11 protein-coding genes are annotated in these 12715 nt (G+C 42.6%); 9 read left to right on the top strand and 2 right to left on the bottom strand.

All coding sequences use genetic code 11. From position 1 onward, the window contains the following. Positions 1 to 36 precede the first annotated feature (36 nt). From dinG to DUK53_RS03365, 7 genes are all read left to right on the top strand, one after another. A complete protein-coding gene (gene dinG, locus DUK53_RS03395) occupies positions 37 to 2814 on the top strand; it encodes an ATP-dependent DNA helicase DinG (protein ID WP_036130783.1) in 2778 nt (925 codons plus the stop codon). An 87-nt stretch (positions 2815 to 2901) separates the two neighbouring features. Beyond that, complete coding sequence (locus DUK53_RS03390) at positions 2902 to 3420, top strand: cell wall elongation regulator TseB-like domain-containing protein (protein WP_236637255.1); 519 nt, start codon at positions 2902 to 2904, stop codon at positions 3418 to 3420. 29 nt (positions 3421 to 3449) lie between these two features. Continuing rightward, a complete protein-coding gene (locus tag DUK53_RS03385; protein ID WP_036130785.1) occupies positions 3450 to 4634 on the top strand; it encodes a pyridoxal phosphate-dependent aminotransferase in 1185 nt (394 codons plus the stop codon). Between the two features lie 11 nt (positions 4635 to 4645). Further along, positions 4646 to 5938 carry an asparagine--tRNA ligase gene (gene asnS / locus DUK53_RS03380; RefSeq protein WP_036093530.1) on the top strand — a complete coding sequence of 431 codons (1293 nt, stop codon included), beginning with the start codon at positions 4646 to 4648 and terminating at the stop codon, positions 5936 to 5938. 190 nt (positions 5939 to 6128) lie between these two features. Then, positions 6129 to 6854 carry a DnaD domain-containing protein gene (locus tag DUK53_RS03375; protein WP_036093758.1) on the top strand — a complete coding sequence of 242 codons (726 nt, stop codon included), beginning with the start codon at positions 6129 to 6131 and terminating at the stop codon, positions 6852 to 6854. Positions 6855 to 6858: 4 nt separating this feature from the next. After that, positions 6859 to 7518, top strand: coding sequence for an endonuclease III (nth, locus tag DUK53_RS03370; RefSeq protein ID WP_036093528.1), 660 nt, complete (start codon positions 6859 to 6861; stop codon positions 7516 to 7518). Beyond that, complete coding sequence (locus DUK53_RS03365; RefSeq protein ID WP_036093525.1) at positions 7511 to 8005, top strand: YpoC family protein; 495 nt, start codon at positions 7511 to 7513, stop codon at positions 8003 to 8005. Before nth ends, DUK53_RS03365 begins: the two co-directional genes overlap by 8 nt. An 85-nt stretch (positions 8006 to 8090) precedes the next feature. Here DUK53_RS03365 and DUK53_RS03360 read toward each other — a convergent pair whose 3' ends face one another. Both DUK53_RS03360 and recU read right to left on the bottom strand, forming a co-directional pair. Beyond that, positions 8091 to 10691 carry a transglycosylase domain-containing protein gene (locus DUK53_RS03360; RefSeq protein ID WP_081964413.1) on the bottom strand — a complete coding sequence of 867 codons (2601 nt, stop codon included), beginning with the start codon at positions 10689 to 10691 and terminating at the stop codon, positions 8091 to 8093. 39 nt (positions 10692 to 10730) lie between these two features. Beyond that, positions 10731 to 11333 carry a Holliday junction resolvase RecU gene (recU, locus tag DUK53_RS03355; RefSeq protein WP_036093523.1) on the bottom strand — a complete coding sequence of 201 codons (603 nt, stop codon included), beginning with the start codon at positions 11331 to 11333 and terminating at the stop codon, positions 10731 to 10733. A gap of 330 nt (positions 11334 to 11663) precedes the next feature. On the opposite strand from recU, the gene DUK53_RS03350 reads away from it, so the two are divergent. Together DUK53_RS03350 and DUK53_RS03345 are read left to right on the top strand one after the other, a co-directional pair. Then, on the top strand, positions 11664 to 12005 hold the full coding sequence (locus tag DUK53_RS03350) for a YppE family protein (RefSeq protein ID WP_376700853.1): 342 nt from the start codon (positions 11664 to 11666) through the stop codon (positions 12003 to 12005). Next, positions 12002 to 12550 (top strand): SLOG family protein, encoded by a 549-nt coding sequence (locus tag DUK53_RS03345; protein WP_036130790.1) that lies wholly within the window; start codon positions 12002 to 12004, stop codon positions 12548 to 12550. The genes DUK53_RS03350 and DUK53_RS03345 overlap by 4 nt, the downstream gene beginning before the upstream one ends. Positions 12551 to 12715 lie beyond the last annotated feature (165 nt).

Here is a 12715-nt window from a genome sequence, read left to right as displayed (position 1 = left end):
ATCTAGCTTCCCGATTGGAGTAAAGGGGGGATAATCGTGAAAAATAAAAGATATATCGTCGTTGATTTGGAGACTACGGGAAACCAAGCGAATAAGGCGGATAAAATTATTCAATTTTCGGCGTGTATTGTGGAGGGCGGCAAGATTATAGATCAGTTCTCTACTTTCCTAAATCCGGAGAAGCGGATTCCTCCTTTTATTAAAGAGTTGACGGGAATAGCCGACAAAGACGTGAAAGATGCGCCATTATTTGAAGATGTATCATCGATTATCCATTCGCTGATTGATGGCGGTATTTTTGTAGCGCATAATGTGAGTTTTGATTGGACTTTTTTACAAAAAGAGATGCGTGAAGCAGGCGAAGCACCACTCAAAATGAAGCTTCTTGATACGGTGGAATTAGCGCGAATTATGTATCCGACAGTGGATAGTTTTAAATTGCAAGACTTAGCGGATGAGTTTGGACTAGGCCATGATGCTCCCCATCGAGCAGATAGTGACGCACGCGTGACGGCTGAATTGATGTTACTTTTTCTAGAGAAATTGGAGACATTACCGCTTGCGACTATTCGTAAATTAACGACGCTTTCGCAACATTTGACCGGATACCTTGCGGAGTTGCTTTTTGAAATCGAGATGCGTAAAGAACGCGAATTGGCAATGCTTGATACAAAATGGACAGAATATAGAGGTCTCGTGATTCGCAATAAAAGCATACAAGAAGTGCAGTATAGTCGGGCGGATACTAGACGGTATCCAAAGACGGATGAGGAGAAAACGGCACTTTTTAAGGAAGCAGATGAAACTTTAATGCCTCGAGCTGGTCAATTTGTGATGATGGATACGGTTATGACATCATGGGAAAAAGAAGAAAATGCACTTATTGAAGCAGGAACAGGGATTGGGAAAACTTTAGGTTATTCTTTGCCAGCGATTTATTTTGCGAAGGAACGCCAAATTCCAATCGTGATTAGTACATATACGAACCTTTTGCAATCTCAAATATTCCATAAAGATATTCCGTTACTTTCCGCGCTGACCGATTTCGATATACAGGCAGTTGTGTTAAAGGGAAGAGAGCATTATATCAATTTGTTTAAATTTGAACAATTGCTATCGGAAGTAGATAAAACCTATGATGTTGTCTTGACGAAAATGCAGATTCTTGTATGGTTGACGGAAACGACGACTGGGGATATTGATGAGGTGAATTTATCTGGTGGTGGTCAGCTTTTCTGGAATCGAATGAAGCATACCGGATGGTTTTTGTCTCCTCAAAAAGATCCGTGGTTAGCCCATGATTTTTATTTGTTTAATCAGAGGCAAGCCAAGGCGGCAGACTTAATTATTGTGAACCATGCCTTACTTTTACAGGATCATTTTAGTGGTGGGAAATGGTTGCCAGATTATGAATATGCAGTTATTGATGAGGCGCATCATTTCACAGATGCGGCACGCGCACAACAGAGCTTTGTTTTTTCCTATCGTCGGATGAAATTTTTTATCAATCGCTTGGGAACACTAGGAAAAGAAGCTATGCTACAGCGGTTAGAACTCATGTTTCCGGAACAACATCAGCTTTTTGATATTGAGATTGCTATCATAAAGCTAGAAGAGGCGTTAGAGAACCTATTCTTACTGTTGGCGCAGAAGTTACTAAAGGCAAATAAGAATGCTACGGAGTTAATTCTGGTTGAGAATGTCATCGATGAGAAATTAGATGCAGCCTTGTTTTTCGCAGGTGAAAAGGTACTATTGCTGATGCGTGAAGTGAGTAACACGCTCGACCATGTTTTGGAACATGGTAAGCGAGAGGCTGAGAAATTTAGTGAGGGCGAATCGGTATTTTTAGAAGAAGTTTATTCGTTTGTAATTGATTGGAAACGCGCGGAGAGCCAGCTTTCTCGGATGCTTTACGAGAAGGAAGAGGCGATGATGCTTTATATCGAGGCAGATAAGAATAAGGCGCTTAGTAGTGTACGGCTTAGAGCAGATATTGTGCAGGTGAATCATACGCTACAGAAGGATTTCTTTGATACTAAAAAATCAGTGGTTATGACGTCTGCAACACTCACGGTAGATGATTCGTTTGCTTATATTCGGGCTGAGTTAGGCTTAGACGCTGCTATAGTGACCAAACAGATTAAGTCACCGTTCGATTATGGAGAGAATGCACGAATCCTGATTCCTTCTGATATGTTACCAGTGAAAGGAACACCTGTTGAGGAGTACACGAGCAAGTTAGCAGGTTATCTCAGTGCCATTGCCAAAGAAACATCGGGTCGCATGCTTGTCCTGTTTACTGCCCATGATATGTTACAAAAAACATACCGAAAAATGAATCAGGATTCCTCTATTGCGGAATATCGTATTTTAGCGCAAGGTGTGTCATCGGGTAGCCCAGCACGGTTAACGAAACAATTCCTCGCGTTTGATAAGGCCATTTTACTAGGGACGATGAGTTTTTGGGAAGGGGTTGATATTCCGGGCGATGATTTATCTTGTTTGGTCATTGTGCGTCTGCCGTTTGCTCCGCTTGAGGATCCCTATACGAAAGCTCAAATTGCGTTGCGTAAAAAAATGGGGCTCAATGCATTTCAAACCTATTCGCTACCAGAAGCTGTTCTTCGTTTTAAACAAGGCTTTGGAAGGCTGATCAGGCGGGAAACAGATCGTGGGATTGTGTTCGTTTTTGATAATCGCATGGATACGACTAATTTTGGAAAAGCATTCTTGAACTCGATTCCTGAGGTGCCTATTGTAAAAGGCAAAGAACAGGAATTATTGGAGGAAGTGAAGAAATTTTTTGAATAAGCGTTTTTTCGCTTCAAATATCGTGAGGGTATTGCTATAATAAACCTATGCCTGAAATTGGCGACAACAGCGTAAAAGCTAATAGAAATGAGAGTAGATATGTTGCGAAAAAGTAATCGAAAAAGTTACTGGAAGTGGATTTGGATTAGTATTGCCGCGATTGTCGTTGTAATAGCAGGGTTTTTCATCTTTTTCTACAGCGCCCAGAAGCCGGTTCGCGCAGATGAAGAGACCGCACTTGCACGCATTGATGGCAAGGTAGATTTGAAAGAGCAAGAGAATTTTTATTTGTATAATGGCTCGAATGGTGTCTACTACGTGCTAACAGGAAAGAATAGTAAGAAGAAAGATATCATTGTGTGGGTTCCTAAGAGTAAGAAGGGGACAGTGGTCGTCAAGTACGCAAAAGATGGTATAACAAAAGACGAGGCAATTGCTAAAGTGAAGCAGGAAAAGAATCCAGTTAAGATTCTGAATGTGACGCTTGGTATGGATAAAGGTGTGCCAATTTGGGAAGTGTCCTATTTAGACAAGGATAACAACTTGAATTATTATGATTTGGATTTTGAAACAGGCGAATGGTACCGAGCAATTGAGAATTTATAAAACTTTTTAAAATTTAGGAGGGAACGTGCATGGACCTACCGCTATCGAGACGTGTCCAAGAAATTGCTGCATCGCCAACACTTGCGATTACAGCAAAAGCAAGAGAAATGAAGCAAGCAGGAATCGATGTTATTGGGCTTGGAGCTGGGGAACCGGATTTCAATACACCACAAAATATCATTGATGCTGCTGTGGATTCGATGAACAAAGGATATACCAAGTATACAGCAACAACGGGGATACCAGAATTAAAGCAAGCGATTATCGACAAGTTGCAACAAGATCAGAATTTAGCGTATAAGCCGAATCAGATTTTTGTGGGAACTGGCGCGAAACATGTGCTTTATTGTGCTTTTCAAGCTATTCTGAATCCTGGCGATGAAGTCATTATACCTGTACCTTACTGGGTGACTTATCCGGAGCAAATTAAGCTTGCTGGCGGTGTGCCAATTTTTGTTGAGACTGGTTTTGATGCGGATTTCAAGATTACTGCCGCTGATTTTGAAAAGGCTATAACCTCACAAACGCGTGCGATCGTGCTTAATTCTCCAAACAATCCAACGGGGATGGCTTACTCGAAAGCGGAACTTGTTGCGATTGGCGAAGTTGCGGAGAAACATGGCATTTATATCGTTTCTGATGAAATTTATGAGAAGTTATATTACGGGGACAAAAAGGATCTCGTTTCGATTGCTTCTTTGAGTGACGCGTTATATCAATGGACCATCGTGATTAATGGCGTTTCCAAAGCGTATGCAATGACTGGTTGGCGTATTGGCTATGCAGCTGCGGCAGAATCGATTATTGCGAGTATGGGAAGACTTGCCGATCATATGACGAGTAATCCGACAGCAAACGCTCAGTATGGCGCGGTGGAAGCTTATAATGGGGATCAGGCGGTTCCTGAAAGTATGTATAAGGCGTTTGAGGGACGGATGGAGCGGTTTTATCCAGTGTTGGAATCGATTCCGGGTTTTAGACCGAAGAAGCCAGACGGTGCCTTCTACTTCTTTATTGATGTAGCAGAAGCAGCACGTATGAAGGGCTTTGCAGATGTGGATGCTTTTGCAAAGAGCTTGTTAGATGATGCCTTTGTCGCGGTTGTTCCAGGCTCAGGTTTTGGTATGCCGGATTATATTCGGATATCCTATGCGACAGACCCAGCATTATTTGAACAAGCGCTTAACCGAATGAAAGATTTTATGAAAAATTAGGGAGTGTAAACATGCAAATTACGATTAATCAAGCAGCAAAATATGTAGACAAAGAAGTAAAAATTGGCGGTTGGCTCAGCAATAAACGTTCTAGTGGTAAAATCGCCTTCTTACAATTACGCGATGGAACTGGCTTTATGCAGGGCGTTGTTGTCAAAGAAGAAGTCGGTGAAGAACTGTTTCAAACAGCGAAAGGTATGTCTCAAGAAACGAGTCTTTATGTTACTGGGACGATTCACGAAGATACGCGTTCCCCGTTCGGCTATGAAATGGCTGTGACTGGAATTGAAGTTGTCAGTGAGTCTGTCGATTACCCAATTACGCCGAAAGAACACGGCACAGAATTTTTGATGGATCACCGTCATTTATGGTTGCGCTCGAATCGTCAACACGCTATTATGAAGATTCGTAATGAGATTATTCGCGCGACATATGAATTCTTTAACGAAGAAGGTTTCTTGAAAATTGATCCACCGATTTTGACAGGAAGCGCACCAGAAGGCACAACCGAGCTATTCCATACGAAATATTTTGAAGAGGATGCCTTTTTATCACAAAGCGGTCAGCTGTATATGGAAGCTGCGGCGATGGCGTTTGGAAAAGTTTTCTCGTTTGGACCAACTTTCCGTGCAGAGAAATCGAAAACGCGCCGTCATTTAATCGAATTTTGGATGATTGAGCCTGAGATGGCATTTTACAAATTGGAAGATAGCTTAAAAGTACAAGAGAATTATGTGGCATTCCTTGTCGCTGCTGTGCTTAAGAACTGTCGCTTAGAATTAGATCGTCTGGGCCGTGACGTCTCGCATTTAGAGAAAATGGTCGCGCCGTTCCCACGAATCACGTATACAGAAGCGATTACGTTGCTGAAGAAATTAGGTTTTGAAGATATTGAATGGGGTGACGATTTTGGAGCGCCGCATGAAACAGCGATTGCGGATAATTTTGAGAAGCCAGTTTTCATCACGCATTATCCAAAAGCCATTAAACCGTTTTATATGCCAGAAGATCCGAATAACAGTGAAGTCGTGCTATGTGCTGATTTGATTGCGCCAGAAGGATATGGTGAAATTATCGGTGGATCAGAACGTATTCATGAGTTAGCGATTTTAGAAGCGCGCATGAAAGAGTTTGATCTGGATCTGGAAGCCTATAGCTGGTATTTAGATTTAGCACGCTACGGTTCTGTGCCACATTCTGGCTTTGGACTTGGCCTAGAGCGCACAGTTGCATGGATTTCAGGGACAGAACACGTTCGCGAAACGATTCCATTCCCAAGACTGTTGAATCGTTTGTATCCGTAATAAAAGACGCTTTACTTGGATTATAAAAACAGCCAGTACCCACAAAATTCGTTTTTGCGGCGTTCTGGCTGTTTTTATATTGCTAAAATCCTACCAAGGCAAGTCAAAAACACAAAAACTCTCCCAAAAAGGTTTTTTCATCACGTTTCCCTCGTTTTTCATGGTATAATTTCTAATGAGGTGTTTCATGATGGATAATAAAATAATGCAAAAATGGTTAGCCGCGGGAAATGTGACGTTACCGCAAGTATTAGTCGAGAACTACGCTAAAATCGGCATGAATGAGCAGGAGTTTGTCGTTGTTTTACAGCTGCAGTCCTTTCTTGAAAAAGGAATCTATTTTCCATCGATGGAAGAAATCGCCGGGCGAACAACATTTAGTACGGAACAGGCTTTTCGAATTATTCAGGCGCTCGTTAACAAACAGCTTGTCATGATTACACAAGTGAATGAAGGTGAGCAAGTCTATACGGAGAGCTATGCGCTGGATCCGCTTTGGGAAAAACTGATGCTTTTTTTCGAGAATCTGCATCAAGAACAAAAAATGATGTCGCGTGAGACGGAGCAAATGAGTTTGTATTCGCAGTTTGAGAAGGAGTTCGGACGTCCGTTATCCCCGATGGAGGCGGAAATGTTGTCTGCTTGGGTGGATCAGGATCATAATAGCCCGGAGTTGATTCGGGAGGCTCTGAGAGAAGCTGTACTCTCGCAAAAATTGAGTTTTCGCTATATGGATCGAATTTTACTCAATTGGAATCGTAAAAACATCAAAACGCCGGAGCAGGCACGTGTGGCTTCCGCTGCTTTTCATGAGCAAGTGGCAGGTAATACATCGGATAAAAGCAACGTGACGAGGGTAAAGAAAAGTGAGAATTCGATTCCGCTCTATGATTGGCTAGATAAGAGAAAAGGGTGAACATATGCTAACGAACAAGCAAACCGTGATGTGCATCGAGACAATGGCAGACATGTTTCCTGCTGCCCACTGTGAACTCGAGCATAAGAATACATTTGAATTACTGGTCGCTGTGGTACTTTCTGCGCAGTGTACCGATATTTTGGTCAACCGCGTAACTGCATCACTTTTTGAGAAATACCATGGACCTGAGGATTATATCCAAGTCCCGGTGGAAGAGCTGGAAAATGATATACGGTCGATTGGTCTATATCGGAATAAGGCAAAGAATATCCAAGCACTGTCTCGAAAAATTCTGGATGAGTTTGGCGGGCAGGTACCAGAGACGCATGCGGAGTTGGAGAGCTTGCCTGGTGTGGGACGCAAAACCGCGAACGTTGTGCTCTCCGTGGGTTTTGGAGTTCCAGCGATTGCTGTTGATACACATGTAGAACGCGTTTCTAAACGATTGGGTATTTGCCGGTGGAAAGATTCCGTGGTCGAAGTCGAAAATACATTGATGCGAAAACTGCCAAAAGAAATGTGGTCAGATGCGCATCATGATATGATTTTCTTTGGACGTTATCACTGTAAGGCAAGAACTCCAGAATGCTCTACATGTCCGCTCCTATACCTTTGCCGAGAAGGTAAAAAACAAGCGAAAGCGAGAGGATTTGATGGCTGATTTTCAGTATGCAAAAGAATTGGAACATCCTTTATTTAAAACGCCACATGTTGCGGTCGAAGAAATAGACGAAGCATCGATTTTTGTGACAGGGTTACCGTTTTGGCAGGAGCAACTTTTTTATACGCGCGGGCGGGGAGAGATGCCTTGGCACACGGACCCAGGACAAGCGTGCAGACGCATGGCAAAACAGTGGCGAAATATTGCGCAAGAGTTAGATGCATCTTTTAAATTGCGTGAGGAGCCTGATATGTCGATTATTCGTGACGGATTAGGTATTTACCTTTCCATGCTTTTTTGGAGCAATGAGAGGCCTGTGCAGTTAAATGAGTTGGACAAGCATATCGAGACGTTGGAACTTATTCCGATGAACTTGCAGGAGCGGTTAGCTTTTGTTATGGGAAAGTCAGGTGGATATCCAGCTTTTAAACAGTTGAATGAGTTGGTACAGGAGCAGAGGAAGCTAGCTTTGAAAGGACTGACTTAACAAAGAAATGCATTTCAAATTGGAATGCGTTTTTTTGTTGCATAAAAAAACCACTCTGCAATATGCAGAGTGGTCGCAAGCTATTTTAGTTGGCCGGTGGCGGTGTTGTATTGTTTTGTGTGCCGTCCGTGCCAGTTCCATCCGTTGCAGGTGTATCTTGCTGTGTTTGATCAGGTGGAATGGTAATGGTTGTTGTCGCTGGTGAACCGCGTTTGCCGTCCTTCACTGGTACAACCATAATGACAACGCTCGAGCCTGGTGATCCGCCACTTACCGTGATAGATGTGACACCATAGTTCTGAGTTTGTCCGTTGACACTAACATCGTATGTGACGCCGGGTCCATTGGATGCCCAACTTGCGGAGATTGTTTTATTGGCCGCATTATATGAGCCATTTAAACCTGCTGGTGCTTGTAACGCCGTTCTCTCGGCTTCTTCTGTCGCTTTTCTCTCAGCTTCTTGTTGTTCTTTTTGCTTGTCTGCTTCGGATTTTTCTTTCTCTTTTTTCTCTTTTTTCTCTTTTTCTTCTGCTGCTTTTCTTTCAGCTTCTTTTTCAGCGTCAGTTTTCTCGTCAGTTTTCGTCTCTGTTTTCTTCTCAGCCGCTGATTTGGTTGGAATCGTACCGTCTAAGAATAGTTCATACGAGATATTTCCGCCGCTTGCGCCAGATCCTGCACGTGTGATTGGATTACTTCCAACGATAATCGGAATCTCATTCACATTGCTAGGTTTTTTGAAGTCTGGATTTTTCTCACCGGAAACGAGATGTTCCATGGTTGCTTTAAACATATAGGCTGCAATGCGTGTTTCACTCGGTGATAGGTAGTACTTGTTCGGTTCGTCATAGCCAGTCCAAATCGATACCGTGTAACGAGGGGAGTAGCCGACAAACCATGAATCGGGTGTACCATCACTTGGAATGCCATTTTTGATACGGACGCTTTCATCATAGTTGGTTGTACCTGTTTTCGCGGCAATATTCCAACCAGGGATGTTTGCTCGCGTACCAGTACCTTTTGTGAGAACGTCTTTTAGCATATCGCTAATCATGTAGGCTGTTGATGCTTTCATCGCTACAACAGATTCAGGCTCCATATTCACTTCTGTTTCGCCATCTGAAAGGAGAATCTTGGTAACCGTATGTGGCTTGTTATAGACACCGCCATTACCGAATGCACCATAAGCACCTGCCATCTGGATAGGGGAAGCTTCACCACTACCAATTACCGTTGATTCATAGACTTCTTTATAGTTCAACCCAAGATTGTTCGCAAAATCCCGTGCACGATCGTAGCCTACTTCTTTGGAAGCTTTTACGGCAGGGATGTTACGAGAGGAATAAAGCGCATGACGCATCGAAATTTCTCCTAGATAACCAGAATCATAGTTTCGCAATTCTTGACCACTTGAATATTGATAAGGGGCATCATTGAAAATATGAGCTGTAGACCAGTCTAGGTACTCAATAGCTGGCGCATAACCTAAAATAGGTTTCATGGTAGAACCGGGTTGGCGTTTAATATCGGTTGCACGGTTCAGTCCACGCGATATTTTCTTAGTGCCAGCAGTTTCGCGTCCACCACCAAGGGCTTGTACACGACCGGTTTCCGTATCCATGATAACAACCCCAGCTTGGAATTTCGCGTCTGGGTAGTTAATAACCTCATTCGTATTTAACATTTTTTCCGTATACTTTTGGGCATCTGGATCGAGAGCTGTATAGATTGTTAAACCATCTGTAAACGGATTGTATTTGTCACCAATCTCATCGATAACTTGATCGACATACGTATCATAAGCGTATGTTTTTTGCTTACGTGTCGCTTCATCTACTAATCCGTCTGTAATGGCAACCGATTGAGCAGCTTCCATTTCGGATTTCGAGATTTTATCGTTGTTATACATTAATGTCAAAACGATATCGCGACGTTTTTTCGCTAAATCAGGATTTTCAAATGGATTAAAACGGTTCGGACTTTGAGGCATACCAGCAATTAGGGCTGTTTGTGCTAAATTTAAGTCTTTTAGTTTTTTGCCATAGTAATGTTCGGCGGCTGTTTCCATACCATGGATGCCGTCGGATAGGTATACTTTATTGATGTAAATTTCTAGGAGTTCGTGTTTGCTGTATTTTTGCTCAAGTTGCACTGCCATCCACGCTTCTTGTGCTTTACGATCAAGCGTTTTGTTTGTGTAATCTAGGTAGGACATCTTAATGATTTGCTGTGTCAACGTACTAGCACCTTGGGAACCAAAGCCGCCTGTGATATTGCCGACTGCCGCACTCGCAAGTCGTATCGGGTCCATTCCATTATGCTCGTAAAAGCGGGAATCTTCCGTTGATAGAACTGCGTTTTCTAGCTGTTTTGGGATATCTTTATACTCAATATATTCCCGGCGTTCTTTACCGATTTCTGCATAGACATCTCCATTTTTATCTAAAATCTTAGATGAAAGAGGGTCACGCAATTTGGAATCTGTCAGTTTTGGCGCTTCTTTTGCATACGAATAAAATGCGGTTGCGCCACCAGCAATGCCTGCAAATGCGAGAAAGAGTGCGGTGAAGAATACCACTTTGACAACATTTCCAGTGATACGTTTACCTTTCCCAGTTGGTTTCTTCGTCTCAGGTTGTTTTGCTTGGCTATTGCGGTACTGAGATCTTGTCTGCGGTTTATCTGCCATAGAAAATTTCTCTCCTTTAATGTTGAGGGGTTGACTGATTTAGAAATAATGCTTTCTAATGATGCTTAAATAGTCTAGCCTCGGATTTAGACCATAAGGAATCTGGTCCGCTACGTCTTTTAATTCTTGAAGGGTCACTGATTTTCTCCCACCGTCAAGCATTCGTTGCCAAAATGGCTGGAAATGTTCAAAGGGGATGAGATAGACCTCACCAAGTGTTTGAAAAGCGATGATAACAAAAACGATACCGTCTTGCTTCTGGACGCCTTCCATATGTGTTAACTGATGTTGATGAAAGTTACTAAGAGGAAATGAGCTTGTATTTTTGGTCTCCTTTGCTTCAAAGTCAATATACTTTCCTTGATAAACACCGTTGTAGTCCGTGGTTGATGGTGTTTTGAAGTAGGCTTCCTTTATTTTTGCGCTACTTCTTTTTGGGTAATCAACACCGACGATTTGCACAGGGGTTGGTTTCTTGTGGATGACGGCGAGCCCATGGGTTAAATAGTAGGCGTTTGTGTCATTGAGATCTTGCTCGAGTGACATGCCGCGTTTTCCGTAAGAGACCGTCTTTTTTTGTGCGTTGGAGGCGGTAGGTGTATTGGGCTGATACTTTTTTCCATTTGGATATCGTATGGCCATCTATGATTCACCTCTTTTAAATCGATCGAACGGCAGAACTCGCCATTCTTAATTTGGACTAACACCTATTATAACAAATATAAACGAAAATGATAGGGGAAATCTGCCTATGCGGTTGTTGTGCGTATTTGGAAAATCGCTGAAAACCAAGACAGAACGTACCTTCGCATCGGGTTGTGTGGCTCAGAAAAAAATCAATATTTTTTTAGTTTCAGGGATTTCACTGTGAATTTTAATACGTTACTCATTAGAAAAGTAGGCGTTTGCCATCAAATATGGTATGCTGTTCTCATACTTTTATATAGAAGGAATTGGTTTTTTATGAGTGAAATGAAGGATTTAACGATAGAAATGTTGCGTCATAATGAGGCTATTTGGGAACTTTATCTTTCGAATCGAACTGAACAGCAGGTATTTGATTTTTATAAGGATATGAAGCCGTTTGTGGATGGGGTCAAGGAAACGTGTGATGCTTGGCTAGCGCTCGTGATTCCGTGGGTGAATACGGCGCGTCCGACATACCTTGGAGAGGCCCAGTTGCAACAAGTGGCGGACAATATTCAGATGATTGCGGTCAGTGCGTTTAACGGGAAATCGTTTTATAAGCATTTTAACGATCATTATCAGTCGGTGGAATATACGTTGAAACGCGTATTGGAGAAGGCACCATGAAATCGATTTTTGTGTCGGGCTATAAGAATTTTGAATTAGGCATTTTTAAGCGGGATGCGCCAGAAGCGGGATTTATCAAGGAGGCGATGAAGCGGCGGCTGATTGGGCTGATGGATGATGGCTTGGAATGGGTGATTATTTCGGGGCAAATGGGTGTGGAACTGTGGGCTGGTGAAGTGGTAGCCGAGCTTAAAAAAGAAGAATATGCGTTGAAATTAGCGGTTTTGACGCCGTTTTTGAATCAGGAAAGTAATTGGAATGAGGGCAATCAGTTGTGGTATAATGAGATTGTTGGCGCGGCGGACTATGTGGCGGCTGTGACGAAGCGGGAGTATGAGAATCCGCGGCAGTTTCAATTGAAGGACCAGTTCGTGCTGGATCACACGGATGGGACGTTGCTTGTCTATGATACGGAGCGTGAGGGGGCGCCTAAATTCTTCTATGAAAAAGCAAAGGTATACGCGGAGAACGGTGACTATCCGATTTTGTTGATTGATTTTTATGAGTTACAAGAAGTAGTAGAATCGCTCAACGCTGACTTTTAAGTGTCTTTTTTAGGAAATGAAGGATTATAAATTGACAAATGCGCCGAACTTTGAAAAAATGGAGATATGTAACGTAAAGTAACGCTAGGTGATAAATATTTTTTGCGATATTTGATTCGTAGCTCCAACCCTCAGCGTGTCGGCAAATGCTTAGATTTTAGGCAA

It is taken from the genome of Listeria sp. SHR_NRA_18 (assembly GCF_003856515.1).
Lineage (GTDB): Bacteria > Bacillota > Bacilli > Lactobacillales > Listeriaceae > Listeria_A > Listeria_A newyorkensis.
Note: the sequence above shows the minus strand (reverse complement) of the source record. Positions and strands in the feature narration are given on the sequence as shown.